At 48.2% G+C, this 26,887-nt stretch carries 20 protein-coding genes; 13 read left to right on the top strand and 7 right to left on the bottom strand.

Annotation, left to right across the window (positions count from 1 at the left end; translation table 11 throughout):
• Positions 1 to 52: 52 nt before the first annotated feature.
• Both ACYVEA_RS23720 and ACYVEA_RS23715 read right to left on the bottom strand, forming a co-directional pair.
• Positions 53 to 1,981 (bottom strand): T9SS type A sorting domain-containing protein, encoded by a 1,929-nt coding sequence (locus ACYVEA_RS23720; protein ID WP_461115917.1) that lies wholly within the window; start codon positions 1,979 to 1,981, stop codon positions 53 to 55.
• A gap of 341 nt (positions 1,982 to 2,322) precedes the next feature.
• The gene (locus tag ACYVEA_RS23715) at positions 2,323 to 3,432 is read right to left on the bottom strand and encodes an LBF_2804 family protein (protein WP_461115916.1); all 1,110 of its coding nucleotides are present in this window, start codon (positions 3,430 to 3,432) and stop codon (positions 2,323 to 2,325) included.
• Between the two features lie 178 nt (positions 3,433 to 3,610).
• Between ACYVEA_RS23715 and ACYVEA_RS23710 the strand changes: the two genes are divergently transcribed.
• On the top strand, positions 3,611 to 4,735 hold the full coding sequence (locus ACYVEA_RS23710; RefSeq protein WP_461115915.1) for a DUF3500 domain-containing protein: 1,125 nt from the start codon (positions 3,611 to 3,613) through the stop codon (positions 4,733 to 4,735).
• A 77-nt stretch (positions 4,736 to 4,812) separates the two neighbouring features.
• Positions 4,813 to 6,417 carry a S8 family peptidase gene (locus ACYVEA_RS23705; RefSeq protein ID WP_461115914.1) on the top strand — a complete coding sequence of 535 codons (1,605 nt, stop codon included), beginning with the start codon at positions 4,813 to 4,815 and terminating at the stop codon, positions 6,415 to 6,417.
• 82 nt (positions 6,418 to 6,499) lie between these two features.
• Here the strand turns inward: ACYVEA_RS23705 and ACYVEA_RS23700 are convergent, their stop codons facing one another.
• A complete protein-coding gene (locus ACYVEA_RS23700; protein WP_461115913.1) occupies positions 6,500 to 10,555 on the bottom strand; it encodes a S8 family serine peptidase in 4,056 nt (1,351 codons plus the stop codon).
• 177 nt (positions 10,556 to 10,732) lie between these two features.
• Between ACYVEA_RS23700 and ACYVEA_RS23695 the strand changes: the two genes are divergently transcribed.
• The 4 genes from ACYVEA_RS23695 (at position 10,733) to ACYVEA_RS23680 (ending at position 15,034) form a co-directional block, all read left to right on the top strand.
• Entirely contained in the window at positions 10,733 to 12,196 is a 1,464-nt protein-coding gene (locus tag ACYVEA_RS23695; protein ID WP_461115912.1) for a DUF1800 domain-containing protein, read from the top strand.
• A gap of 105 nt (positions 12,197 to 12,301) precedes the next feature.
• Positions 12,302 to 13,516, top strand: a complete 1,215-nt coding sequence (locus ACYVEA_RS23690) for a DUF1501 domain-containing protein (protein ID WP_461115911.1) — start codon at positions 12,302 to 12,304, stop codon at positions 13,514 to 13,516.
• Between the two features lie 138 nt (positions 13,517 to 13,654).
• Positions 13,655 to 14,140, top strand: a complete 486-nt coding sequence (gene purE / locus ACYVEA_RS23685) for a 5-(carboxyamino)imidazole ribonucleotide mutase (RefSeq protein WP_461115910.1) — start codon at positions 13,655 to 13,657, stop codon at positions 14,138 to 14,140.
• 81 nt (positions 14,141 to 14,221) lie between these two features.
• Positions 14,222 to 15,034, top strand: coding sequence for a LysM peptidoglycan-binding domain-containing protein (locus ACYVEA_RS23680; RefSeq protein ID WP_461115909.1), 813 nt, complete (start codon positions 14,222 to 14,224; stop codon positions 15,032 to 15,034).
• A gap of 78 nt (positions 15,035 to 15,112) precedes the next feature.
• Here ACYVEA_RS23680 and ACYVEA_RS23675 read toward each other — a convergent pair whose 3' ends face one another.
• Complete coding sequence (locus ACYVEA_RS23675) at positions 15,113 to 15,964, bottom strand: DUF481 domain-containing protein (RefSeq protein ID WP_461115908.1); 852 nt, start codon at positions 15,962 to 15,964, stop codon at positions 15,113 to 15,115.
• 107 nt (positions 15,965 to 16,071) lie between these two features.
• Here ACYVEA_RS23675 and ACYVEA_RS23670 point away from each other — a divergent pair, with 107 nt between their 5' ends.
• The 6 genes from ACYVEA_RS23670 to ACYVEA_RS23645 all read left to right on the top strand — a co-directional run bounded on the left by ACYVEA_RS23670 (position 16,072) and on the right by ACYVEA_RS23645 (position 23,528).
• Positions 16,072 to 17,049 carry a Gfo/Idh/MocA family protein gene (locus ACYVEA_RS23670; RefSeq protein WP_461115907.1) on the top strand — a complete coding sequence of 326 codons (978 nt, stop codon included), beginning with the start codon at positions 16,072 to 16,074 and terminating at the stop codon, positions 17,047 to 17,049.
• 96 nt (positions 17,050 to 17,145) lie between these two features.
• Positions 17,146 to 18,315 carry an AIR synthase related protein gene (locus ACYVEA_RS23665; RefSeq protein WP_461115906.1) on the top strand — a complete coding sequence of 390 codons (1,170 nt, stop codon included), beginning with the start codon at positions 17,146 to 17,148 and terminating at the stop codon, positions 18,313 to 18,315.
• 65 nt (positions 18,316 to 18,380) lie between these two features.
• A complete protein-coding gene (locus ACYVEA_RS23660; protein ID WP_461115905.1) occupies positions 18,381 to 19,661 on the top strand; it encodes a T9SS type A sorting domain-containing protein in 1,281 nt (426 codons plus the stop codon).
• A 320-nt stretch (positions 19,662 to 19,981) separates the two neighbouring features.
• On the top strand, positions 19,982 to 20,593 hold the full coding sequence (locus ACYVEA_RS23655; protein WP_461115904.1) for a thioredoxin family protein: 612 nt from the start codon (positions 19,982 to 19,984) through the stop codon (positions 20,591 to 20,593).
• Positions 20,594 to 20,672: 79 nt separating this feature from the next.
• Complete coding sequence (locus ACYVEA_RS23650) at positions 20,673 to 21,224, top strand: sll1863 family stress response protein (RefSeq protein ID WP_461115903.1); 552 nt, start codon at positions 20,673 to 20,675, stop codon at positions 21,222 to 21,224.
• Between the two features lie 183 nt (positions 21,225 to 21,407).
• Positions 21,408 to 23,528 (top strand): peptidylprolyl isomerase, encoded by a 2,121-nt coding sequence (locus ACYVEA_RS23645; RefSeq protein WP_461115902.1) that lies wholly within the window; start codon positions 21,408 to 21,410, stop codon positions 23,526 to 23,528.
• A gap of 73 nt (positions 23,529 to 23,601) precedes the next feature.
• Here the strand turns inward: ACYVEA_RS23645 and rdgB are convergent, their stop codons facing one another.
• The 3 genes from rdgB to ACYVEA_RS23630 form a co-directional block, all read right to left on the bottom strand.
• Complete coding sequence (gene rdgB / locus ACYVEA_RS23640) at positions 23,602 to 24,180, bottom strand: RdgB/HAM1 family non-canonical purine NTP pyrophosphatase (protein ID WP_461115901.1); 579 nt, start codon at positions 24,178 to 24,180, stop codon at positions 23,602 to 23,604.
• Positions 24,181 to 24,250: 70 nt separating this feature from the next.
• Positions 24,251 to 25,168 carry an FKBP-type peptidyl-prolyl cis-trans isomerase gene (locus tag ACYVEA_RS23635; RefSeq protein ID WP_461115900.1) on the bottom strand — a complete coding sequence of 306 codons (918 nt, stop codon included), beginning with the start codon at positions 25,166 to 25,168 and terminating at the stop codon, positions 24,251 to 24,253.
• Between the two features lie 122 nt (positions 25,169 to 25,290).
• Positions 25,291 to 26,310, bottom strand: a complete 1,020-nt coding sequence (locus tag ACYVEA_RS23630) for a DHH family phosphoesterase (protein WP_461115899.1) — start codon at positions 26,308 to 26,310, stop codon at positions 25,291 to 25,293.
• Positions 26,311 to 26,462: 152 nt separating this feature from the next.
• On the opposite strand from ACYVEA_RS23630, the gene ACYVEA_RS23625 reads away from it, so the two are divergent.
• On the top strand, positions 26,463 to 26,882 hold the full coding sequence (locus ACYVEA_RS23625; protein WP_093826126.1) for a nucleoside-diphosphate kinase: 420 nt from the start codon (positions 26,463 to 26,465) through the stop codon (positions 26,880 to 26,882).
• The last annotated feature ends 5 nt before the right edge of the window (positions 26,883 to 26,887 follow it).

Here is a 26,887-nt window from a genome sequence, read left to right as displayed (position 1 = left end):
GTTTAATTTTCAGGGCGAAGCATATGGCTCCATTAGTCGGTATGCTTCGCCTTTATCGTTGAATCAATAGTTGTTTTGTGTAACGATAGTCGGCTGATTGCATGTGTAGACTATATAGGCCAACAGGCAGGTCGGCTGTCAAGGGAATTGTTGCAGGCTGATTTGCCAGTGCATTGATACGTTGCTGCCACACGATCTGACCACTCAGGTTGATTAATGTAAGACTCCATTGACCCCCTTTGGGAAGATTCATCGTTAAGTGAGTGCCATCATTCGGATTCGGATAGATTGTTGGCGGAGGCAGTTGTTCACCCGGTAAGGCAAGTATGATATCAGTGCTAAAAATAAGCTGACCATCAGGTTGCTCCAGCCGAATACGATAAGGATTTTTGCCCGCGGGTTTACCTGGATCTGTAAAGGAATAGAGGTGGCTAAATTGCCCATCGTTCAGGACATTTGCTGTTCCAATTGTCTGATACTTATCCGAGCCATCTTTGCGCTCAATAAAAAACCGACTTCCTGGGGGCTCCTGCGCTGTCAGCCAGTGAACATGGGTAGTACTGTCAATCTGTTCAACCTGTACCTCAATGAATGGATTGATCGGCCTGCCAACGGGTGTAACCAGAAAGGGCTGGGTAGGCGTTCCGGCCAACACGGGTGACGTAGCCACAACGCGCATCCGATACAGCCCTCGACTAAGCGTATCAGGTAAGTATACCGGTACCGATCGATTGCCTTTATCCCTGCCTACTTCAGCAATAAACAATCCCTGCGCATTTAATAATTGCACCACTACGTTGGGGTTGGTAGCAAAGCCTACTGCTTCATAGGGGACGCTTATAGTGGTTCCGGCCGAGATGCTGGATGGTACTAAGCCTGTCGAAATAAATTGCTGTGGCTGAGATGGTTGAGACTCTTTAAAGAATTTGTCGTTTAAATTCTCATTCCAGGCGGTGGCAAATCTGGAAATTCCCTGAATGCCGTTCGCTATATTTTCAAAGTGGCCGTGTTGCTGCCGGGGCGACTGAATCGTATCGGTATAAGGCCCTAACCACACATTGTTGTTGGGTGTGTTGGCCAATGCCGTTTGAGCATTAATAATGGCAGAACTTGGTGTTGGTCCGGCCGGTGATATGGAACAACGGGCCACTACCCACGTCATGTTGCGTCCGTAATCGGCACGACTCCGGTCAATAAGATGCTGTATGTCTTTTCGATATGTTTCGGTTGGTGTTTGAAGCGGAACGGCATCCGATTCTCCATGATGCCATAACACAGCTCGAAGGCCGAACTGACTATGATAATATTGTAAGGCATTCCGCAAATTGGAATAAGGTTGGAAAAACGGCCAGATCGTGCTATTGAAAATATTTTTGGCCGATGTGCCGTCTGCCGTGGCGCTCCAATTGTCAGCTACAGTAGCTGGAATCGCTACATTAAAAAAAGCAACCGGTACGCTATACCGATCCGCAATATGATCCCCCAATTCGCCCCAGCACCAGGCGGTTTGACCGGTTGGGTAAACCAGGCTGGTTGCCTCCAAAGTTGTAAACGTGGGTACCGGGAACGGACTATCAGACGATTCTAGCGCATTATCTTTATTCCAGAATCGATTCCAGGCGTTGTACGATACCACCCGTTCAGACGCTCCCTTGGCGCCAAGATCGGGTATACCCATGGCGTTTGATTGACCAGCGATCAAAAACACTTCGCCAACACCAACCGATGAGACCACCGCGCTGCTGACCGTTTTATCATCCCGTATGCCGCGTACTTCCAGTCGAAAGCTACCAGCAGGCACAATTATTTTTCCCTGATACAGTCCATTTTTTGGTTTATCCTGCAAGAGTGTCCAGTCAATAGATAGCCTATTTGCAATAGATACAGGAACGAGTCTGGCTTCAACCCGGTCAATCGGGATTGAGAAGGTACCGGCAATGTAAAGAGGGGCATTGTTTTCCTGGTTGCGCTGTACAACCATGCGTGGAATTGGGTAGGTTATCGTCAACTGTGCTACGGAAGGCAGGGAAGCAAGAAACCAACAGCCGAGAAAAAGAAAAGTTGTCCTAGACAGAATCATGTTGGGAATTAGTGACCAGCTAATCCTACAAAAATACGTAATTAATTCAAATAGAAGTCGTTCCAGCTTTTCGCTGCTGGAAATTTATTGGCCTGATACCTGGAGATTTTGCAAACAACGTCCTGCGAAAATTGGGTACCTGGTTGCTCCTGTAGACTATAGCAGTTGGATGAGGTTTGCGTAGAACAAGTCAATACACGACACGAGTATCAGTCGAGAGAAACAAACCCTACCGGCTTATATTATACCCAAAGCCCACGGCCCTGATTATAATCATTCCCAATGCGTTGAATATCAGTGGTTGAATATGTTAGAAAGCCTTTGTTACGCAGGTCACGCAAACGGCGCTTTTCGAGCCAGGAAAGGTTACCATCAACCAGAACACCGAAAACAATGAGTCGTTCCAGGCTTCGACGTACGGCAACAGGAGCTTGAAGTACCTGTTCGGTAAACTGCCCTGTTAAAGGAGCATCGGAACGTAGCTCGAACCGATCCATCAGGGTTTCTGTCAGTAAAAAGTGTGCATAATTGTATTGCCGCTTTAAAATAGCTACGTGTTGAAGTGCTTCCAGAATCAGCGGTCGAAACTGATCGTTTTTGCCCCATTCTTCGTGTAGCTCATGCACAAATTCGCGGATCGTTGTCGGAGCCATCACCCGAACCTGAGCTTCGTGCAGTACCTGCCAGGAGGCCCATGCGTTCCACAACGCATAAATGGGCATACCTGCCAGATCGGTTAGCTGGCGTATCGCGTAGCGTCCGATAAATCGTTTCAGCAAGAATTTGAAAACCAGGTTGCTCAGGAGGGCTTTGCCGATGTTTAGCAGAAAAAAAACATTTAACCCCCAGCGCGGCATATTTAGATACGGGTCAATGCCGAAACGTAGAATACCACGATTCGATTTTTCGAGAGCTGCATCGGCCAATGCCTGTAAATGCCGATCATACTGAGCATCATGTGCGCGGGGAAACTGGCATACCTGCATAATAGCTTTCACACCCCGCAAGTTGAGTGCCATGAGCAGATTGACCTCCAGATAAACCAGTAAGATACCATAGAGGGCGGTGATGAGTGGCAGTTCGTAAGTAGTGCCGAAAGCTGTTAGGGGCGTACTGGAAAATAAAGCGGGCCAGGCGTATTGGGGCCCATAGAGCAACAGAACACCCGCCACGCCAAGCAGGGCCGCCAGCGTCAGTGTGGTGATTTTTGTCCGCCGGATAACGCGACTTTCGATAGCATTTAATACGTAGGGCTCATCCGTCGGGTGCGACATGTCAAGCGCCTGCCGGAGATAACGAAGCGCCAGGTGGTCGAGTGGGCCAGTACTATTGTTCGGTGGGCGAGTAGACATTATAGTATCAGGACAGTGAGTTAGTATCTAACTGCTAAACGGCTCAGGTTGTTAGGAAACGGGCTCTTAAATGAACGGCTGTTGAGTAATCGGTAACACAAATTAGATAATGTGAGGTAATACGGGTAAATGCAAGGATTGGCCCTCTTTAGCAATTGGCTATCACTGTATTCGTCTCATGAAATATATCATTTTTTTCTGTCTGCTTGCCGGTCAGGTTGTTGCACAAACGGCCCCGGCATCTCGTCCTTCTTCAGTTGCGCAACAACGTATAAAAGATGAAATGGCCGATGCCGCCAATACGCTTTTAACGATGCTCTCGCCGGAGCAAAAGCAAAAAATAACGTATCAGTTCGATGATGCGGAGCGGTTCAACTGGCATTTTGTTCCGCGAGAGCGGAAGGGGTTACCACTCAAACAAATGACCGAAGAACAACGTAAAGCGGCCATGGCTATGCTTAAGACGGCACTGAGCGACCAGGGCTACCAAAAAGCAACGAGTATCATTGATATGGAAAATGTGTTGCGTGTGATCGATAATCGTCCGCCCAATGATACGTATCGTGATCCGGAGAATTACTCGTTCACCATCTTCGGTGACCCATCGACTAAAAATCCTTGGAGCTGGCGTATTGAAGGCCACCATTTGTCTCTTCAGTTTATGTCGTTAACGGGTCAGGTGTTGGCCCAGACGCCGACTTTCTTCGGGAGCAATCCCGGTATCCTTGAATATGATACGCAGATGGCCGACAAACGCATGAGCGATCCGCGTGTCAAAGATCTTCCTCAAAAGGGTAGACAGATTTTAAAACAGGAAACGGAAAAAGCTTTTGCGCTGCTAAAAACCCTCGATGCTGACCAACGCAAACAGGCTGTCATCGCAATGGTAGCGTACCCCGAAATTGTTACCAGCAATAAACGTGTTGCGTCGATAGAAAAAATGGACGGGTTGCGGTTAGGTGATATGAAACCAGATCAACGCGCCTTATTTATGGAACTACTGCAAGTGTATATGACCAACTACCGTATTACGTTGGCCAAGCAGCAAATGGCAAAACTGGATAAAGCAGGCTTAGATAATATTCGGTTTGCCTGGGCGGGTGATCTTACACCCGAACTGGGCGAAGGCAAAGGGTGGTATTACCGCATTCATGGACCAACGATTCTGATTGAATACGATAATACGCAGACAAACGCTAACCATATTCACACCGTAGTGCGGGATTTGACCAACGATTGGGGCGAAGATTTGCTGAAGCAACACTATCAAACGACGAATCACAGCAAACCCGGATCAAATTGATCTGACCGTTTAACAATTTTTAAGCAAATATTAGATCAGTTTCTTCGTAATTTGTGGAGATTTTTTGTTCTAAATTCATGAAGAAACTCCTCATTAGTGCGTCGGTCTGCCTGCTTTCTGTAGCGGCTTCGGCGCAGGAAACGCAGTGGTATCTGCGCGATAAAACCGATAAAACGGCAGGAATTAGTGTTGATCGTGCCTACAGCGAACTTCTGAAAGACCGCAAACCTACGCCCGTGGTTGTTGCGGTTATTGATGGCGGCATTGATACGACCCACGAAGACCTGCGCCGGGTGTTATGGATCAATCCGAAGGAAATTGCTGGGAATGGTAAGGATGACGATAAGAACGGATACGTGGACGATATCCATGGCTGGAATTTCATCGGCGGTAAAGATGGCCGCAACGTCAGCTACGAAACCGCCGAAGTAACCCGGCTTTATGCGCAACTGAAACCGAAATATGAAGGTAAAGACCGAAAAGCGCTGAAGCCTGATCAGCAGAAAGAGTACGATCTTTATGCAAAAACCAAGGCTGAAGTCGAGAAGAATCAGGCGCAATACAAATCGCAGTATCAGGGAATCAGTCAGTTTTATACGCAGTATACGACGGCGGTTGACAACCTGAAAAAGACGCTGAACGTAACAAAGCTCGATACAATGACGCTTCGGAAAGCATCTGATACGCTTACGAATGCGGAATTGAAACGGCCTGTTCTTGGTATTCTGCGTTTGCTACGTCAGCAGGGAGCGGCTAATACGGATGTTGTGATGGACGAGCTCGAGAAAGCAAATGAGCAACTCAAGTCACGGGCGGAGTATAATTACAATCCCGATTTCGACAGTCGAACCATTGTCGGCGACAATCCGAATGATTTGAACCAGCGCGATTATGGCAACCCCGACATTTCGGGTCCACGACCTGACCACGGTACCCACGTCGCCGGCATTATTGGCGCCGACCGGACCAATAATCTTGGGGTGATGGGCGTATCGGATGCGGTGCAAATCATGGGGGTTCGGGCTGTACCTGACGGCGATGAGCGCGATAAGGATATTGCCAATGCTATTCGCTACGCTGTTGATAACGGCGCGAAAATTATCAACATGAGTTTCGGCAAAGATTACTCGCCCCAGCGCAAAGCCGTTGAGGATGCTGAACGCTATGCACTCTCGAAAGATGTGTTGATGATCCACGCAGCGGGTAATGACGGTAAGGATATTGATACGGCGGCCAACTACCCGTCTCCCCGGTTTATGGATGGCACAGCCATTGCGAACGTAATAACGGTGGGGGCCAGTGCTGAGCCCAATACGGCTGATCTGGTCGCTGGTTTCTCGAACTATGGCAAGCAAAATGTTGACGTATTTGCGCCGGGTAAGGATATTTATTCGACGGTGCCAGGCAGCAAATACGAGAATAACAGCGGCACAAGTATGGCCTCACCGGTAGTTGCCGGGGTTGCGGCTGTCTTAAAGTCATACTTTCCAAAACTGACATCGGCCGATATCAAACGGATCATTCTGCAATCAGCAACGCCTTACACGACTAAAGTTCACCGGCCTGAATCGGACGCAACGGTCGATTTTGCTACGTTGTCTAAAACGGGTGGCGTTGTGAACCTATACGAAGCGGTGAAACTGGCAATCGCTCAGGAAGCGGCTTCGGGAAAAGTGAAATAGAGGTAAATTTTGATAAAAATCCCCGCTATCAAGACTGATAGCGGGGATTTTTATTTTTCAATAGCTAGCTTTAGCCTGGTCACTACTGCTTGTTGATGCGCTTCACACCGACACGCTGCGCTTTATCGTCCTCGACAACGACAAGGAACGTACCGCCGGGTAAATCAGCTACGTCCATTACGGTCGAATAGGTTTTACCGTTCCGTGTCAACGTAGCGGTACGAATCGTAAGGCCACGCAGATCGGTTAGTCGGAGGGTTGGCGGTTGAGTCAGCAAGGAAGTGGCGGTTATGGAAACCGTTACCTGTTTCGTGACTGGATTTGGATAAACGCTCAACGTAGCATCACCTGGGTCTGGTTCAACAGCCAGAATCGTCAGCACTACATCATTAGAAATAACTTCTCCACACCCATTGACGCTACCTTTTACGGAATATCGTCCCGATTGTGTAACACTATACGTTGTTCCTGTTGCGCTCGGAATAGCGACGCCATTGAGTAGCCATTGAATATTTGCTGTCGCGTTTGTCGTGAGTGTAAAATTATTAATTGAAATGGTAGGTGTTTGAGCAGTACGTACCGTTACGGCAACTGCAGCCGATCGAACGGGCAGGCAGGTGTTCGCTACCTGTACGGCATAATTACCCGCCGATGCGACGAGAAGTGTACTGTTTGTGGCCCCCGAAATTGCCTGTCCATTGTTGTACCACTGATAAGAGAGCCCCGTTCCGGTATTGGCTTGTAGTGCTATAGTAGCACCCTGGCAAACACTCACCGATCCATTAGGTGTAATGCTGGCTGTTGCAGCCGCACCCGTTGTGGGCGTAACGGCTGTTCGTTGCGGGCTGGGGCAATCGAGCGACCTAACTTTGATGTTGTATAAATAGTACCAGGCGTTTGTTAACGTATCAGTTGTGGTGGCAGAACTGGCATAGAGTGATCCCTTAATTTTTACAATGGGTGTACCCGCCTTATCTGTAAGCTGATACGGAAAACCACTTACCGCCGTATTGCTTCGGAAAATAGACGCTCCATTGGCGTAATCAATGGTGATCTTATAGTCGCCAGCGGCTGGAATACGCAAATTAAGCGGGTAAATCGCGCCCTGATCATTAGGGTCGTCAGCCAGTTGGCCACTGCTGTTGGTGGTGGTCAGGCTTTGGGTTCGGGTGGGTGTTACGTCCAGCGTTACACTCGAAATGGTGGTGTTATCGTATCTCTGTACCGTAAATGTTAACTGTCCAGCGGTGGCAATGTATAAACGTGCACTTTCAATAGTCAGCGGTACGGTGGTTGAAATAAGCGGTGCTGGACCGAAGTTTCCTGCGTAGGAACCTCCCCCAAACGCCTGTTTGCTGGTTGGGCCGACTATACCCGAAAACTCGTTTAGCGCGGCATAAAACTGCCCCGTGGCAGGTAGTGTTTTAACCGCTACTTGGTTGCCTGCTGCTAGCAAATTGCCGCCTGTCGGCGCATCGAACCAGAAGGCCGTTCCTGCTCCGCTGTTACGTAGCGAAATAAGTGTATCACTGCCACAGCGGGTTGCCGTAAATAAGCCATTGGCAGGTGCAGCGGCCGTAGTGCGACTTTCTGTAACGGAGTTGTTGGCGGCATCCTGGTCGTTACTGAGATTGGTCGTGATCGTAAACCGATACGTTTGATTGGGGGCCAGTGTCGTAGTAGTACTTAGCGTCACTTGGGCGTCGTGGAAGGCTGTTAGCGTTGGGACCGTACCCGTTAAGGTCGCTACTTCGGTGTTGGCTGCGTCAGTAATTTTTACGCTTACGGGGACGTTGGTCTGGTCGGCGCTACCGTAGTTATGTACGCGTACTGCTACGTCCACCTGGGTGTTGGTTTGTCCGCAGAAACCAGCCGCAGGTGAAATAAGCGCCGTAGCGCCTACATCGGTAGTTGTCTGAATTACGCGTAGCAGATAATCCTGCGTTTCGCCGTTGCCGTAGGACCCGCAGGGATTCACCGAATTGGGGTCACTTGTTTCCGAAGCGACGATTCTTAACCGGACGAGTTGCCCGATCGTTACACTCTGCGGAATGGTGACATTCGCTGTGAAGACACCCGATCCATTCAGCACACCCGATGTAGCGATGTTATCACCTGTTTCGGTGAAGTTTCCGTCAGCGTTCCAGTCGGCAAAAGCCTTTACCACTACATTGTTTGATGTACCGCAGGTGCCCGTCGTGACTGATAGGGGAATCGTTTGGTTAGCCTGAACCGTAGCTACTGTTTGCTGGGTGAAGTCATTATAGGTTGTGCATCCACTAACACCAGCCTGGTTGATTGCGCCAAAACTCACCCCGTTGATTTTACTGTTAGCCGATGACGTAGGGGCTGATGTGCAGTAGGCGAGGCCGCCAACACCACTCACAATAAGCGCATAATCCTGTTTGCCGCCAGTAAGTGTCGCTTTATTCGTGATCGCCAGCGTATAAGTTTTGCCCGGTATCGCATTGTCGATACGTACCTGCTCGATGTTGTCTCGAATATTATCGGCTCGGGTGGCGGCTGCGCTGGGGTTGTTGGGATCAAGTGCCCAGGGCAAGCTCGTGGTAGCCCCATCACTAACCCGCAGATCCAGATCATTGACCAGTTTGGGCGTTCGGTCATTGAGCGTACTGGTTGGCGTACCGGCCGGATCAGTCCAGCAAATTGTTGCGACCAGCGTGCCACGTCCCGATGCCACCACCTGAATCGTATCGCGCTGACCCTGAGTAAGTGTTCGTTCACTCAGCAAATGACTTTTATCGACATTGCCAATTACGCGGGCGGCCTGCTCCGTATTGAGTAAGCCCCAGCCAAAGATATAGTCGGGACCGGGGGTAGCCCCTGCTTCGCTGGCGGTGTGCAATACCAATCCTCGCAGTGTAGAAGAGCGCATGTACTTGCCCGCATTGAGCTGGTTATAATATTCCTGAAGGAGCAATACGGAACCCGATACGTTCGGCGACGACATCGACGTACCGCTGAGGGTCACATAGGCGCTATCGCTGCTGGAATTGGCCGAGAGGACATTGACACCAATACCGACAATATCGGGTTTGATCCGGCCATCGTCGGCAGGACCCCAGCTACTAAAGTCGGCAATCACTACGTCGCTGGATTGGTTGTAGCCATACGGAAGCGCATTAGCGGCCCCCACCGACAGAATATTCTTCGCGGCACCATAGGTAGAAATCTGGTCGTAGCCCGTCTGGAAATCACGGGCAACCGTGCTGGTTCTATTGTTATAGTTGATCAATACATAGGGTTGTCCAGCGGTGTACCCGTTGGCTCCTTGATCATTCCCGGCCGATTTTACTATCAGGTAATAAGGGGCATTGTTCGCGATCTGATCCCAGGATCGCGATCGGGAATCATATTGCCCAAATTTATAATCGTAAATTCGACTAACTGTAGTATCGCCATACCATTCCCATTTTATCGTACCGGATCGGTCAGGATTGTACTGATAGCCAGCCTGCGTGCCATAGGAGTGGTTGGAAATGAGCAAATTGGGTGAAGCCGTTGTCATTTCTGATACGTCGCTATTAAAATCCCAGGCCTGTAATTTGGCCCCAAACGCCATCCCCCGCGCCAATGTGTTAACTCCGGCCCCAATCATGGTAGTAGCTACGTGCGTTGGATGTTCTTCATCGTCGGCAGTGGCGCTGGCGTTGTCTTTCTGCGTAACGCGACCGGTTAGTTCTACATGGGTCGTGCGTACAGCTCCGCCATCCCATATCCCCAGTTTAGTTTGTACCGATGCGCTGCTACCTGACAGATTTAATCCAAGACCACCACCCGAGTAAAGCGATGATGTTCGGGTCATGGTGGCTACCTGCGTATTACCAACCTGCGTGGCGTTATAGAGCAGATTCCCTAATGAATCGACGCCGGCCAACTCGACAATCCGACCATCGGTTCGGACTTCGCGGAGCGGTCGCCCGAGTTTTTTCGCCAGTGAAACCGCTACGCTATAATTGGCGTCGTATGCCTTCTGAATGGTCTGCCGAAGTTGGGTAATTTGCTGGCGTTGCGTAGCTGAGTAAGGTAAAGATTGCGCCGTCAACGCAGTAGCATTGATTCCAATGAAACCAGTCGTTAGCGCCAGGAAAAGCCGGAACCATAAACGTTGTAACATGCTGTAAAATGAATCGGATAGAACCCGGATTGAAAGGTATATACTCAGTACGAAAAAAGAACGATTCATGTTGCGTTCTGAGGTTGAGGCTTTTTCGGATTAATGGGCTTTTAATGGTAACTTATTAAACCTTTTACTGGCAAAATAGTCCTACCGGCTTAACTGAGCTTTTTATGTATGAATACGTTCACGACACGATCTCGGGATATTGTTCGGTTACGGTACCTGTTCGCACGGGCAGGTTTTGGCGCTACACCCGCCGAACTGGACGAAGCTTCGGGCAAATCACTACGTAAAATAGTGCGTCGGTTGTTCACCGACAGCGAATCGGTAGTGGAACTGCACGTAGTGAGCCCAGACGAAAATGAGTCGAAGCAGGAATTAAAAGGTATGGTGCGCGATGGGCAGCTTGATAAGGAGATGCTCAAGGAGCGCATCCGCCTGAATACCGAAAAAGTGCGCGATCTCAACTTGCAATGGCTCGACCAGATGGCGTCGGGCAAAGGTGCTCTGCGTGAGAAAATGGCGTTGTTCTGGCATGGACATTTTGCCTGCCGGACAATGGGGCGTAATCCGCTACTTATGCAGCAGTACGCCAATACGCTCCGCCAACATGCGCTGGGCCGTTTCGGTGATCTGCTCATGGCCGTTTCGAAAGAGCCCGCCATGCTACAGTTTTTGAACAACCAGCAAAATCGGAAAAACGCACCCAACGAAAATTTCGCTCGTGAAGTGATGGAATTATTCACTTTAGGGCGTGGCAACTATTCGGAACACGATATAAAAGAAGCCGCCCGCGCCTTTACGGGTTGGCAATTCACGCCCGAAGGTCAGTTTATTTTTCGGGAGCGGATTCACGACGAAGGGGAGAAAACGATTTTCGGGAGAACGGGGGCTTTCAAAGGTGAAGATGTCATCGCAATGCTGCTCGAAAACAAGCAGACCGCCCGATTCATTACCGCAAAAATTTACAGCTATTTCGTCGCGGATGGTCCGGTCAGTGGAGCAGACGACAAAAAACGGGTTGACGAATTAGCCGAGCAATTTTACAAAAGTGGTTACGACATCACAGACCTGATGGAGACGATCTTCATGGCCGACTGGTTCTACGATGCCAAACATCGAGGGGCGCACATTAAGTCACCGGTAGAGTTGCTGGCTGGTCTGCGCCACACGCTTGGCGTTCGGTTTGATCAACCGCAACCACAGATTTTTGTGCAGCGAACGCTGGGTCAATTGCTGTTCTACCCACCAAACGTCGCGGGTTGGCCGGGCGGTAAAAACTGGATCGATTCGTCGAGTCTGCTCTTTCGAATGCAGTTGCCAAACTACGTGCTAAAAGCCGCCGACGTAACCGTACACCCTAAAGAAGATGGCGACGTGAATACACAGGCGCTGGCGCGGAAAGGCGGGGCTAAATTTAAAACAACGATCGACTGGGCCGATTTTGAAGCGGCCTTTAGCAAAACGCCTGACAATGAGTTGATAGAAAGCATTGCCGCTACGTTGCTTCCTTTCACACTACGTCCTGAACAGCTTACGTTGCTTGAGAAACAAACTAATCCGGCTCTAACTCGTTCTGAGCGCATTCGTACCCTAACGGCCGCGCTGATGAGCCTGCCAGAGTATCAACTAACTTAAACCGGGATTTATCTGATTTAAGAATCAGCTTGATTTTGCTTTCTACACAAGCGAACAACAAAATCAAGCTGATTCTTAAATCAGATAAATCCCGGTTCAGAAATTATGAACCGTAGAGACTTCCTCAAACAATCAGCTTTCACGACAGCGGGTACTATGCTGATCCCGCATTTTCTGAAAGCCTACGAAATGCAGACGCTGGGCCAGCCGTCAATAGGCTCAACTGGTAAAGTGCTGGTCGTGGTGCAACTGTCGGGTGGTAACGACGGGTTGAACACGATTGTGCCCTATCGAAACGACATTTATTATCGGGAACGCCCAACCATCGCTATTCGACCTGATAAGGTGTTAACGCTGAACGACGAAATCGGCCTGCATCCGGCCATGACGCCTTTAAAAGCGCTGTATGACGAAGGCTTGCTGACCGTTATTAACAACGTTGGTTACCCCAATCCCGACCGCTCGCACTTTCGGTCGATGGACATCTGGCAAACCGCCAGTGATTCGGATAAATACCTGCGTACGGGCTGGGTTGGGCGCTATTTAGATGCCGCCTGCGCTGGTAAAGAACAGCAGCCTTTCCGCACCGTCGAAGTCGATGATACGTTGAGTCTGGCTATGAAAGGCAGTGATTTGAATGGATTGGCCGTTTTAGATCCGAAAAAACTCTATAATCAAACCCGCGGTAATCTGGTCACGGGTTTAAGTCATTCACATAACCAGACGAGTGAAGAGCCCGAATCCGTAGCCTATCTCTATAAAACGCTGGCCGAAACGGTGTCATCGGCAGCCTATGTATATGACAAAGCAAAGGTGTACACCAATACTGCTACGTATCCGAATCATGAATTGGGCAACCGGCTCAAAACGGTAGCGCAACTGATTCAGTCTGGGGTTAATACAAGCATTTACTACGTATCGATTAGTGGTTTTGACACCCACATCAACCAACCGGGGCAGCAGGAACGTCTGCTTGGCCAATATGCCGAAGCCGTCGGAGCGTTCATGACTGATTTAAAAGCCACGGGTCGGCAGAACGACGTCATGCTGATGACATTTTCGGAATTTGGTCGTTGGGTGAAACAAAATGCCAGTAACGGTACTGATCATGGCACAGCCAACAACGTATTTTTGATTGGGGGCGGTCTGCCGTCAGGACGCGTGTTGAACGAAGCCCCGAATCTGACGAAATTAACCGATGGTGACCTGACGTATTCGGTGGATTTCAGACAGATTTATGCGACGCTTCTCCACGATTACCTGGGTGCTGACGACGTAGCGATTCTGGGCCGAAAATTCGATGGACTAAAGATCGTGTGAGAATAGGAGGAGAAATGAGAGATGAATAGGTTAACTTTCATTCATTTCCGATTGAAGAGAAATTTTTCGGAGATATAACCCCGAAATCTCCTCTATTCTCCGTTATTTCGCGGATAAAGTTAGTTCATAAACATCTGAATGGTAGGTATTATCATGGGTAGTCTCTCCGATCGTAAGGTCATGCAGGAGGCCGCCAGTATTCTGACCGAGTTGGGCGTATCATGGGAAATGGACATTGTTTCGGCCCATCGCACACCCGAAAAAATGGTCGACTATGCTAAAACAGCCCGCGCTCGTGGGCTGCGGGTCATTATCGCCGGAGCGGGCGGAGCGGCTCACCTGCCGGGTATGGTGGCGTCAATGACAATTCTGCCTGTTATTGGTGTTCCGGTCAAATCAAGTAATTCAATCGATGGATGGGATTCGGTTCTGTCAATTCTGCAGATGCCTGGCGGTGTGCCGGTAGCGACAATGGCGCTTGATGGGGCGCGTAATGCCGGTATTCTGGCCGCGCAGATTGTTGGCACTTTCGACGAAGAAGTGTCGCGTAAGCTTACGGATTTCAAAGAAAGTTTAAAGGGAAAAGTGGCCGATATGAGCCGAGAGTTGCTAACTAATGGATAGTGTGTTTCTACAATGCATTTCATCACCAGAAGCCCATGTATCTACCCTTATTTATAGAATCCTACTTATATATTATTGAAAATGGACGACACCAACCAGCCATCTAATCCTCGCCGAGCCGGAAATTCCAGTTTGCCAGCCATTACGCTCATTGCGTTAGTTGGACTGATTGCGGCTCTACTGTATATTGGCTACGGCTACGTTACTGACGATACAAATGGCTCTGATGAACTAACGAACGTAGCACTCGATACGGCGTCGCAGCAACCACTGGCGCAAAATGACCCTGAGATGCTGATGGCTCCCCAGGAGGCCGATACGTCTTCGCAACCAGCGCCGGTCGATCTGTCGGAGGCAACGCCACCTGCCGATGCGCCTGAAGCGAACGCGAAAGCCGAAGAAGTCGCTGAAGACAATCGGGAAACGACCGATGGCAAGCCCGCTCCCGCCGAAAAGCCGGTTGCGGTGAAGCCGGTCGAGAAAAAAGTAGAGAAACCGAAAGAAGAAAAGAAAGCCGAAAAGCCCAAGGCAGAAGAAAAACCAAAGACAGAAGTTGCCGTTACGAAGGTTAAAGTGAAGCCGGGTGGTGTGGCTAGTACCTATACCGTTGGGAAAGGCGAAACCTTTTACAGCGTAGCAAATCGGTATAACATGAAAATTGCTACGTTAAAAGCACTCAACCCTGATGTGTCGGAAACCAATGTTAAAGCGGGCGTTACCAAACTGAGAGTGAAAGCAATGACCGTTCATACAGTTGGCCCAGGCGATGTGCTGCGTGTTGTGGCGCAGAAATACGGCGTCAGCAAAGAAGCCATCATGCGCGCCAACAAGAAAGACAAAGACATCGCGACACGGGGCGAAAAATTGATTATCCCGTATCCGGATAAACAGTAAAAATAGTCGTAAGTCAATAGTCGCCAGTAACTGACGTTGGTGACCACTGACTTACGACTTACGACTTACGACTTACGACTATTTTTTCTCATACACCAACCCGACCGTAAATCGCAGGTCATTGTTCTGGCGGCCGGGCACGACCAGACTTTCGTAGGCATTCGCTATGGTTGACCGCAAACTAACTACCTGCGTTAGTTTTATCTGAACGCTCACGCTCGCATTCCACCGAACATTATATTGCCCCAGCGCGGGTTGATAAAAGGCCGTGTGAGTTATGGTAAATCGATCTTTGTCGAAGGTGTATTCGCCGTAGAGCCGGGCCGAATTTCGAAAAATATTGATGTCATCCAGCTCGACAAAATCGGTGTATTCCTGCATAAGAACGTCCGTAATGGAAATATAGGCTCGCTTGCGATTCAGGAGTTTATAGCCAGCGCCAGCCGCGGCCGTCCATCGATGTGTGATCTGCCGCAAGTTGCTACGTTCATACGACCCAAAAGCCAGATAATACAACCGCCTTTCATACCGGTACGTCGTCCGCAGATCAGCGAACCATTCGCGTTCAGCCAGAATCCCATTTTGTTTCCCATACACAAATGACGGATTACTCGATAGCTTAAAATAATTGCTGAGCTGATAATCGACGGCGCTGGTTAACTGGATCAGGGTGCGGTTCACATTGCCGCTCGTAACCGTACCGTCGGCGGTGAAGCGATAGCGAAATATCCGTGTTACGGGATTCGATAGTTTCGTTGAATCGACTTTTGGCTGGCCGACGACTGCTTTGGATGAATCTTTTTTACTGGTCTTGGTAGAATCTGATAAAGAGGGACGTAGCGGATCAGGTTGTTCAACAATTTGAGCGCATGCATGATAACGAGTAAAGAAAAAACCGAAGATGAGTAAGAATAACGGGATGTTTTTCACAGAATACCGTATTGTTGAAAGCGCAACTTAGAAAAAAAAGATACATTTGACGACTGACCAGTCGGTCAATTTATCCAATAGCCCTTACTTACTAACCGTCAATAACCATGACTCGCTGGGGAATTTTAGGACCGGGCCGCATTGCCCATAAATTCGTGCAGGACCTGCTTACGCTGCCCGATGCGCAACTTTACGCCGTGGCATCTACTAGCCAGCAGCGGGCCGATGAGTTTGCTCAAGAGTATAACATTCCTCACGCATTCGGCGCCTACGAAGACCTGGTTAACCTACCGGATCTGGACGTAGTGTATGTGGCTACGCCCCACGTTAAACACTACGAAAACGTAATGATGTTGCTTAATGGAAAGGTGGCCGTTCTGGGCGAAAAACCGTTTGCCATGAACAGCGAGCAGGTTCAGGAAATGGTTAGAACAGCCCGAACGAAGGGGATATTTCTGATGGAAGCCCTTTGGAGCCGATTTATGCCGGGCATTGTTCACGCGCTGGAATTGGTAAAAGCCGGGACTATTGGTAAGGTGGTTTCAGTCAAAGCAGACTTTGGTTTTAAAGCCCCTTTTTCGCCCGAAAATCGCCTTTTCAATAAGGATCTTGGCGGTGGTGCCTTGCTCGATATTGGCATTTATCCACTGTTTTTATCATATCTTATTTTGGGTAAACCTGTCACAATTAAAGCATCTGCTACGTTCGGAACAACGGGTGTTGACGAACAAGATGGTATCGTAATGACGTATACGGACGGACAACTGGCTTTGCTGGATAGTACGTTGCTAGCCAAAACCGACTGCATTGGCTTGATTCAGGGCGAAACTGGACAAATAAAGATCCATAGCCGCTTTCACGAAACGGAAGGAATCACATTGTATCAGGAAGGTAAGGAGCCGACAATCGTTGCGTTTAACCGAACCACGCACGGGTACGATTACGAAGCCCGACACGTTATGCAGTGCCTGACCGAAGGCCGGACGGAAAGCCCACAGTGGTCACTCGATGACAGCTTGAACCTAATGGCATTGTTAGACGCTATCCGTGCCGAAGCAGGGATTGTTTATAAGCATGATGAATGATCGTTTCTGTCAATGGCATCAACTGAATTATGACTGGATGTAAATGGTGTTGTTTACCTTTGTTCATCATTCATCATTCATCATTCATCATTTAGAATGACTGACCGCTATGCCCAGCGCGGAGTTTCCGCCAGTAAAGAAGACGTTCACAACGCTATTGCCCAACTTGATAAAGGGCTTTTTCCAAAAGCATTCTGCAAAATTGTCCCCGATACGTTGGCGGGTGATCCGGATTTTTGTACCATTATGCATGCCGACGGAGCTGGTACCAAATCGTCGCTGGCTTATCTTTACTGGCGCGAAACGGGCGATCTGAGTGTTTGGAAGGGCATTGCGCAGGATGCTGTCGTCATGAATACCGACGATTTGATCTGTGTTGGCGCTACAGGGCCAATGCTGTTGTCGTCGACAATCGGCCGTAATAAAAACCTGGTTCCGGGTGAAGTGATTGCCGAAATTATTAAGGGCACGGAGGAGGTTTTGCAGATGCTACGTGATCATGGTGTTGAGATTTATAGCACTGGGGGCGAAACTGCCGATGTGGGCGATCTGGTCCGAACGATCATTGTGGATAGCACCGTGATTGCCCGAATGCGACGCGATCAGGTGATCAGCAATGACCGGATTCAGCCGGGTGATGTTGTCGTTGGCCTGGCGTCGTTCGGTCAGGCGACCTACGAAACGGTCTACAACGGTGGTATGGGCAGCAACGGTCTGACGTCAGCGCGCCATGACGTGCTGGCGCATTATCTTGCCGCGAAATATCCGGAGAGTTTTGACCCCGCTGTCGATAAGTCCCTTATTTACAGTGGTAGTAAAGAGTTGACCGATACGTTACCAAGTGTGCCCGATGGTACAACAGTTGGCCAGCTCATTCTGTCGCCTACGCGGACGTATGCACCCGTAGCCAAAGTGCTATTAGACGAACTCCGCCCACAGATACACGGCATGGTGCATTGCTCGGGAGGAGCCCAAACAAAAGTGTTGCATTTCGTTGACAACCTGCACATTATTAAAGACAACCTCTTTCCGATCCCACCTCTATTTCGACTCATTCAGGCCGAGAGTGGGACAAGCTGGCAGGAGATGTACAAAGTCTTCAATATGGGCCATCGCCTGGAAGTGTATCTGTCCGAAGCCTATGCGCAACAAGTTATCGATGTAGCGCACTCATTCGGGATTGAGGCTCAGGTTATAGGGCGGGTTGAAGCCTATGAAGGCAAGCGCGTAACGATTCAGAGCGAAGTCGGTAGTTTTATTTATTGAGTTACTTAATGACCTTGTTTATAGATCGCTGTCGAAAGGATATACCATCCTAACGAAGCCTTCTTATGAAAAAAGTCTATGCTTCTCTTTCCCTGTTTTGCTTGCTAATAACTGCTGCTACAAAAGGTCAGACGACTTATTTTGAACAGGACTTTTCGACGGGCGGTGTTCCCGCCGATTATAGTAGTTCAACGCCGGATAATACGAAATTCAACGGTATTGGATCGGGTGCCACATTACTAGTCAATGTTGTGGGACAGGCATTGGAATTTGATCGCCAGGCTGACAATACGACGCGGGGATATGTCGTTCGTACCACTGATTTTTCGCCCGCGCCCAGCTCGCTATACGTTCAGTTCCGATTCCAGGTGCTCTCAACGTCTAAGCCTGGTGCTAACGCGGTGAAGTTTTACGTGGGCTCTGGCTTTAACATTCCAACCCCGCCAACAAATGCATCCGTTTATGCCCGGTTTGCACTGGATATACAGGATAATACTGGTTTTCAGGCTAATGCGTTGCCTAATGGCGGTAGCGCTCCTAACAATCCACAAACATTTAACGGGTGGCAAACCATTACGTTTATCCTGAACAAAGCAGGTAGTACACTTCGCTATCTGACTCCATCAGGCGATTTGGAGCAGCAACCTGTCGATACGTACGATTTATGGGTGGGTACAACAAAGGTTTTTGACAACCAGCCTGTGTTGACTCCGGGCCAATCTATTACTGATTTTAAATTGGGCTTCGATGATGGAATTTCTAAAATTCAGGTTGATGATTTCCTGATTCGGGATATCAGCGGCATACTCCCCGTTACGTTACTTGACTTCACCGCAAAACCCGACGGTGACCGCGTTCAACTGGCCTGGACAACTACCATGGAGCGTGATGTCGACCGCTTCGTCGTTGAAAGCCGACGCGATTCAGAGGAGTATGTACCGGTGGGCGAAGTAGCCGCCAAAGGCAATACCGATGACCGACACTACTACGGTCTGACTGACCTTAACCCGCAGCCGGGCGTGAATCACTACCGATTAACGCAGATTGACAGCGACGGTACTCGCCATGCGTTTAAACCAGTATCAGCCATTATTCAGGTTGATGAGCCAGTAGTAACAGTGTATCCTAATCCATCGATGGCTGTTCGTATTCATTTACGCCTATGGAACGCCGATGACGCTGTGATTCAATTGCGAACAACTACCGGACAGATGATTACTGGCCGACTGGAACGCCAGGCAGGTGAGGCTGATTTCATAGTCGATCAGCCATTGTCATCCGGACTTTATTGGCTGGATGTGCAGACCAACGGACAGAGAAAGGTTATTAAAGTACTTGTGCGTTAATGCACATTAATTTCCCGGATGTTTTGAGTTGTTTCTGCGTTGCAGAAGAATAGTCTGTTCTTCCAGTGGTTATGATTCTATTGTTCGCTTGAAAAGAGTAATTGACTTTATGCCAACGTAGCATACGACAGCGTTTAGTCTTTTAAAACGGCCAAAAAAGCAAATGGCTGATAGATAAACAGTAGCAAGTATATCCGTTCAGTGTTGATTGACAGAATAAGCTTGTATCTATGAGTCTTAAAAGGGTTCACCCATTAATCTTTCAGGTACGTTTGCTATCTAATCAGCAAATGTTTAAAGTATTCACCATGAAAATAGTCATGAGTTGGTTTTTAGCCGGGTTATTTGTTTCGTTGCTGGCTCAACCAGTCGTCTTTTGCCAATCCGCAACAGGATATACTCTTGGTGATGCTGTAGCGGATTTCCGTGTGAAAAACGTGGATGGACGTAGCATTTCGCTCGCAGATTACAAGGCACAGAAAGGCTTGATTGTTGTTTTTACCAGTAATCATTGCCCTTTCGCAAAGGCCTACGAAGATCGTTTGATCGCACTGGATCGAAAATTCGCTCCGCAAGGCTATCCTGTGCTGGCCATAATACCTAATGATCCAGCTCTTTACGAAGAAGACTCTTTCGAGAATGTCAAAGCCCGCGCTCGTGATAAGGGTTATTCATATGCTTATACCATCGATGAAACACAGGCGACGGCTCGTGCATTTGGCGCTACCCGCACACCACAGGTGTATGTACTTAAGCAAACGGGTGGGCAGTTTATTCTTGAATATTTTGGTACAGTCGACGATAGCCCACAGGACGGCGCAAATGTGCAGCGTAAATATGTAGACGAGGCCGTTAGTAGTTTGTTGCTTGGTCGACCGGTTCAGTCCCCTATCACCAAGCCCATCGGTTGCGCCATTAAGTGGAAAGGTTAAGGCCAGAGATTATATATTCTTGGTTCTGGCATAGCATTTGCAACGTGATTAGTGAAAACTAAACTACACGTAAACGATTATGAAAAAGTCTCACTTAGTGCTAACCCAAATTAAACACGTTGCCGGTACGGTAATGATAGTCGCGTCGTTGGCATTATTGCAAGCCTGTGGATCAGATAACAAAAATGAGTCACGTACGGAAGATGCTCTCGAAAAAACGGGGGATGCCATCTCTGCTGACACAAAAGATGCTGCCGGAAAAGCAAAAGAAGACATAAACGAAGCCGGCGACAAAGCAGATAATAAAGCCGACGAAGTATCGGCTGATTTTAAGCGTGAGCGTGATGAGGCTGTGGCTAAAATGAATGTTCAGAAGGACAAACTGGATGCTAAAATAGAAGAACTAAAGGCTAAAGCTGATAAGCAAAGCGATAAGGCAAAGGCCGAAACGGAACGTCAGAAGGCAAAACTTGAAGTAGAAAGAAAAGAACTGGGAGAGGATATTGAGAACGCTAAAAATGCGACTGCCGATGCCTGGAAGGACGTAAAATCAGGTTTTAAACAAGCTGGTCGTGAGATAGGCGATGCCTTTGACAAAGCAGGTGACAAACTAAAGCGGGATAGTAACTAGTTTCTGCATTCAACTTTTTGAACTATCTAATGAAGTGTCAACTTTTTGCAAAAAGTTGACACTTTTTTTGTTGAAGCAATGTAGAGTATTTTCCTCACTTTTGAGGACAGATGTGCGATTACCGCTTGTATTCCAGCGGGGAAAAGTGTTATTTTGCGGGCTAAAATTTCTGTTAAAAGCGAAATGTCTGTCATTAATAAGATCAGAGAACGTTCGGGACTGGCTGTTGGTATTATTGCCGTCAGCTTGATTCTGTTCATTGTGGGTGGGGATTTGCTCGGCGGTCGTAGTTTGCTGTTCGGCGGAAATCAGCAGGAAGTCGGTAAAATTGCCGGTCAATCCATTGATTATCAGGAGTTCAATGCCAAGGTGGATGAACTTCGTGCCCAATTTGAACAACAGTCTGGCCGCGCACCCGCCGATCAGGACTTAGCCCAAATCCGTGAACAAGCCTGGAATCAGATGCTGTTTGAGATAGCTTACCAGAAAGAGTTCGATAAACTCGGACTCAAAGTTTCTCAGGAAGAACTGGTTGACATGGTACAGGGCAACAACATTAGCCCGGCTGTCCGTCAGGCCTTTACAGACCCACAAACGGGTGTGTTCAATAAAAGCTCAATTATCGACTACCTGAAAAAACTGAAAAATCAGCCTATTCAGCAGCAACAGGCCTGGGCAAGTTTCGAGAAAAATCTGACCTCTCAACGGCTCCGTGATAAATACGAAGGATTGATACGGCTGTCGTCATTTGCAACAACTGCCGAAGCACAGAAGGAATATCAGGCGCAGAATTCGAAAGCGGATGTGAAATTTCTATTCATTCCGTATTATACTATTAACGATACGACCGTTAAGGTCACGGATTCGCAGTTACAGGATTATCTGAGCAAACATAAAGATGAGTATCCTGGAACGGATAGCCGTTCGATTCAATACGTAACGTTTTCGGTTGCCCCTTCGAAAGAGGACAGCGCATCGTTGTATAACCAGATTAAATCGCTGGCTCGTGGGTTAGGCAGTGCCCAAAACGATTCTGCTTTTGCGCGGCAAAATAGCGATGTTCCTGTACCCTTATATATGACAGCGGGTGAAATGCCGGAACAACTCCGGGCGTCTATTCCAACGTTCTCGCCAGGTGGTATATACGGGCCTTTCCGTGAAGGTAACACCTACTTCATTTACAAGTATGGTGGTACCAAAAAAGATACCAACTTTACCGCTCGGGCCAGCCATATCCTGATTCAGACGAAAGGCTTAGCCGACTCCGCAAAAGTTGCAGCACGTAATCGGGCAGAAAGCATTTTAAAACAGATTCAGGGTGGTGCCAGCTTTGAAGCACTTGCTCAGACCAACAGCCAGGATGGATCTGCTCAGGTTGGTGGTGACCTGGGTTATTTCAAAAATAATGGTCAAATGGTCAAACCGTTTGAATCGGCTGTATTTGGGGCGACTTCAGCAGGATTGATTCCCCGGCTGGTTGAAACCGAATTTGGCTACCACATCATTAAAGTTACGCAGCCTAAAACGAATGTTCTTTACCGGATAGCGGCTATTGGGAAATCGATTACACCGAGCCAGACTACCCGTGACGAAGCACTGCGTAAAGCTGATCAGTTTGCATCGGAAGTGCAGACGAAAGAAGCGTTCGATGCGAAAGTAAAAGAAGATAAATCGCTGGTTGTTGCTACGGCTGATCGTATTACGGAAGGTGCTCAACAGATCAACGCACTGACAGGCTCCGAAGTACGGCAAGTTATTCGCTGGGCCTTCAACGATAAAACGGAGCTTAATTCTGTATCGGAGCCATTTGAAATTGGGGATCAGTATGTTATCGCTGTACTGACGAATAAGACCGATAAAGACAACGTATCGGTGAATGATTATCGGACTGAGCTAACGGCCAAAGTTCGTAATGAGCTGAAAGGTCAGCAAATTCTTGCCAAACTCGGTAATCCCAGCGGAACGCTCGAAAGCATTGCTCAGAAATATGGTGCGGGCGCCCTGGTGGAGTCGGCCGAAGGTATTAATCTGGCAACCGGTTTCTTACGTAGCGCAGGTGTCGATCCAGTTGCCTTAGGGAAAGCATTTGGCCTGAAACCCGGTAAACGTAGCAAGCCTTTTGTGGGCGAAGGTGGCGTTTTAATGATGGAAACGACAAACTTAACGCCAGCGCCTGCCATTGCTGATTATGCACTTTACAAAACGCAAATCCAGCAAAATAATACCTCACGGATCAGTCTTTATATCAACGAAGCGATCAAAGAAGCCGCTAAGGTTGAAGATCGCCGGGCGAAGTTTTATTAGACTTTACGCCTGATATAAAAAATGCCCTCTCCTGGAATCCAGGAGAGGGCATTTTTTATATCAGGCGTCCGCACTACTTCATTTGTTTCTTCAAATAAGTCAGCATCTTAGCCAATGCCCGCGAGCGGTGGCTCATAGAATTTTTTTCTTCCAGGCTCATTTCTGCAAATGTGCGGTCGTAGCCATCAGGCTGGAAAATCGGATCATATCCAAATCCACCGGTGCCTCGTGGCTCTGTCAAAATATGGCCTTCCACAATGCCTTCAAACTGGTGTTCAACGCCGTGTAAGACCAACGTAAAGACCGTAATAAACCGGGCCTTTCGATTTTGATTCCCCCCTAATTTGCTCAGTAGCTTCTGAATATTTTTTTCCGCATCACGGCTACCAGAATAAAAAGCCGAATCGACGCCCGGCTCCCCATTTAACGCATCTACTTCCAGCCCAGAGTCATCGGCAAAACATGACACACCGAAATGCGTCCAGACATAATCGGCTTTCTGACGGGAATTGCCTGCAATTGTACCTGAGGTTTCTGGCAGTTCGTCTGTGCAGCCAATATCAGTGAGCGTTTTAAGAATAAAGGCGTTACCAAGTCCGATAGAGACTTCGTCTAATTTGTGGCGATTGTTTGTAGCAAAGCAGAGTTCCATAATCAACAAAAAAAGCCGTTTACAGCTATAACTGCAAACGGCTTCTGAAAGAAACTAAAAACTAACAGTATTAGCGACCAGGTTGCGGCATTCCAGGCTGGCCTTGACCTGGTTGTCCTTTCTGAATGTCAATCAGGTCAATGTCAAATAACAGCACCGAATTTGGGGCAATACCCTGATTTCCGCGTGAGCCATAGGCTAGAGTTGAAGGAATAATAAGCGTAGCTTTTTCTCCTTTATGCATTTTGCTGATGCCTTCTTCCCAACCCGGAATCACCATGCCAACACCAATCTGGAATTGAGCTGGTTTCCCCTGTGCCTGTGGGTTTGTGTGCGAGTTATCGAACTCTTTACCATTCAACAGCTTCCCAACGTAGTGAACCTGAACAACATCACCTGGTTTAGGCGATGGACCAGTGCTAGGCTGTGTCACTACGTAATAAACGCCGGATGGTGTCTTTTGCACTTTACCCGTCAGGCCATTCTTTGCTACGTAATCATCAATAATTTTAGCATCAATACCTTTCTGTTTCTCCGCATCGGCCGCCTGCGTTTTTTTGTACTCTTCTTCAGATTGTACGTTCAAAATTTTGACTGCGATACCAATGTCGGTACCCTTCTGCACACCCGGTGGCAGGGGCTGCATAGCCTTGGTAAACAATGAGTCAGCACTAACATAGAACGTAGCACTATCGCCTTTACCAAGCATTGTCAGCCCTTCTTCGTAGGAGCCTTTGAAAGGTGGAACCTGCAAAAGCATCTGAAAGGGAGCGCCTTCTTTGTGCGTATCGCGTAGAATGGAATCTTTGTTATTCATCAACGTGAGGTGCAGCGTTAAAATATCGCCAACCTTTCCTTTGCGATTTCCTTCCGATTGCTCGTGAATTGTGTACTTCAGGCCGTTGTCCGTTACCTGTTGGCGGTTTTTACCGCAGGCCGCTACTACAGCGACGATCAGGGCGGCTTTCCCGAAATTTTTAAGAGACATGAGAATTTACTTGGTTTATGCTTAAAGTGAGTTTACGGTATTTGACTTATGGGTTGCGGTACTAGTACGTGAACTGCATCGGTTTACTACCGTAAACTATAAACCGAATACCGCAAATTTGTCTAGACGGTTTCCAATAACTGCTGTTGATAAAGTGGTAACACAGCTAGAAGTTTCTTTTCCGTTTCAGCCAGAGATAATTTAGACCGTCCACCAGCCGCGTTTCGATGGCCTCCTCCGTCAAAGTGTTCGCTGGAGAGATTCCGTACCGAAAAATCACTTATAGAACGAAACGAGAGTCTTATTTCGTCGTTACGTTCTATAAGAATAGCCGCCATGACAACGCCTTCGACAGCCAGTGCATAGTTGACCAAGCCTTCTGTATCGCCAGTTTTTGATCGATAGCGTTTTAATTCCGCGTCGGTTAGGGTGATGTAGGCAAACTTATATTGAGGCAATACTTTCAACTTCTCATTTAATACGTAGCCCAGCAACCGAAATTTGTCGAGTGTCACATTATCAAAAATACGCCGGTGAATCGTACTGACATCTATTTTAAGGTCTACCAGCTCAGCAGCCATCCGGTGAACGTTACCGGTTGTATTCGAGTGACGGAACGAACCTGTATCGGTCATTAAACCCGAGTACAGGCACTCTGCAATGGGAATATTGATCAGGGCTTTATCCCCCAATTCGACAATAAGCCGGAAAACCAGTTCGGCCGTAGCTGAAGCGGTAGGGTCCCATAAAGCGAGATCAGCGAAAGACTCCGGTTCGAGATGGTGATCAATAAGTATTTTAAGCGCCGACGACTGTCGCACCAAAGGTGCCAGTTCACGAATACGTTCGAGGCTCGAAAAATCGAGACAGAAAATAACACCAGCTGTCTCTATTAACTGGCTTATTGATACGCGCGCTTTTTCTTCAAAAGCAATGACCTGATCATTGCCTGACATCCAGTGAAGATTTAAGGAATAATCAGTAGGTGTAACGACAGTTACCTGATGCCCTTTTTGGCGAAGATAGCCCGCCAGTCCCAGCGATGAACCCATAGCATCTGCGTCGGGATTTTGGTGGGTCGTGATTAGCACGGTTTGCGCGGGGCCGTTGATAACCGCGCCAATCGCTTCAATTTCTTGCATAAACAAATGGCCAAAGCCAAATCAAAAGCCAAAAGTACGAATAATTCAAATACCAGCAGGCTTGTTGCGTATCATGACATTTCAGGGGAAACTACCTACCTTTGCGCCCGCAACGTAACAAGCAACTAAAATTTCGAAATAATACTAGTAGAATGGCAACGAACCGTACGTTCACAATGATTAAGCCCGATGCCGTAGAGGCCGGGTATACAGGCGCAATTATTAAGCAGATTGAAGAAGCGGGTTTCCGTATTGTGGCAATCAAAAAAACCCAGTTGACGGGCGAACGGGCGGGGCAATTTTATGCTGTCCACCGTGAACGCCCATTTTACAACGATCTACGGGCATATATGTCGTCGGGGTCGATTGTGCCAATGATCCTGGAAAAAGAGAATGCTGTAGCTGATTTTCGTAAACTTATTGGCGCCACAAACCCAGCCCAGGCTGAAGAAGGTACTATTCGTAAATTATATGCCAAGTCGCTCGAAGCCAATGCCATTCATGGTTCGGATTCAGACGAAAACGCTGAAATTGAAGGTAGTTTCTTCTTTGCCACCACGGAGCAGTATTAAAATAG

The organism is Spirosoma jeollabukense (genome assembly GCF_054777855.1).
Note: the sequence above shows the minus strand (reverse complement) of the source record. Positions and strands in the feature narration are given on the sequence as shown.

Coding starts and splice junctions, on each gene's coding strand:
- ACYVEA_RS23720 (WP_461115917.1), bottom strand. CDS start 1,981: ATGGTTGTACAGCGCAACCAGGAAAACAATGCCCCTCTTTACATTGCC.
- ACYVEA_RS23715 (WP_461115916.1), bottom strand. CDS start 3,432: ATGTCTACTCGCCCACCGAACAATAGTACTGGCCCACTCGACCACCTG.
- ACYVEA_RS23710 (WP_461115915.1), top strand. CDS start 3,611: ATGAAATATATCATTTTTTTCTGTCTGCTTGCCGGTCAGGTTGTTGCA.
- ACYVEA_RS23705 (WP_461115914.1), top strand. CDS start 4,813: ATGAAGAAACTCCTCATTAGTGCGTCGGTCTGCCTGCTTTCTGTAGCG.
- ACYVEA_RS23700 (WP_461115913.1), bottom strand. CDS start 10,555: ATGTTACAACGTTTATGGTTCCGGCTTTTCCTGGCGCTAACGACTGGT.
- ACYVEA_RS23695 (WP_461115912.1), top strand. CDS start 10,733: ATGAATACGTTCACGACACGATCTCGGGATATTGTTCGGTTACGGTAC.
- ACYVEA_RS23690 (WP_461115911.1), top strand. CDS start 12,302: ATGAACCGTAGAGACTTCCTCAAACAATCAGCTTTCACGACAGCGGGT.
- purE (WP_461115910.1), top strand. CDS start 13,655: ATGGTAGGTATTATCATGGGTAGTCTCTCCGATCGTAAGGTCATGCAG.
- ACYVEA_RS23680 (WP_461115909.1), top strand. CDS start 14,222: ATGGACGACACCAACCAGCCATCTAATCCTCGCCGAGCCGGAAATTCC.
- ACYVEA_RS23670 (WP_461115907.1), top strand. CDS start 16,072: ATGACTCGCTGGGGAATTTTAGGACCGGGCCGCATTGCCCATAAATTC.
- ACYVEA_RS23665 (WP_461115906.1), top strand. CDS start 17,146: ATGACTGACCGCTATGCCCAGCGCGGAGTTTCCGCCAGTAAAGAAGAC.
- ACYVEA_RS23660 (WP_461115905.1), top strand. CDS start 18,381: ATGAAAAAAGTCTATGCTTCTCTTTCCCTGTTTTGCTTGCTAATAACT.
- ACYVEA_RS23655 (WP_461115904.1), top strand. CDS start 19,982: ATGAGTTGGTTTTTAGCCGGGTTATTTGTTTCGTTGCTGGCTCAACCA.
- ACYVEA_RS23650 (WP_461115903.1), top strand. CDS start 20,673: ATGAAAAAGTCTCACTTAGTGCTAACCCAAATTAAACACGTTGCCGGT.
- ACYVEA_RS23645 (WP_461115902.1), top strand. CDS start 21,408: ATGTCTGTCATTAATAAGATCAGAGAACGTTCGGGACTGGCTGTTGGT.
- rdgB (WP_461115901.1), bottom strand. CDS start 24,180: ATGGAACTCTGCTTTGCTACAAACAATCGCCACAAATTAGACGAAGTC.
- ACYVEA_RS23635 (WP_461115900.1), bottom strand. CDS start 25,168: ATGTCTCTTAAAAATTTCGGGAAAGCCGCCCTGATCGTCGCTGTAGTA.
- ACYVEA_RS23630 (WP_461115899.1), bottom strand. CDS start 26,310: ATGCAAGAAATTGAAGCGATTGGCGCGGTTATCAACGGCCCCGCGCAA.
- ACYVEA_RS23625 (WP_093826126.1), top strand. CDS start 26,463: ATGGCAACGAACCGTACGTTCACAATGATTAAGCCCGATGCCGTAGAG.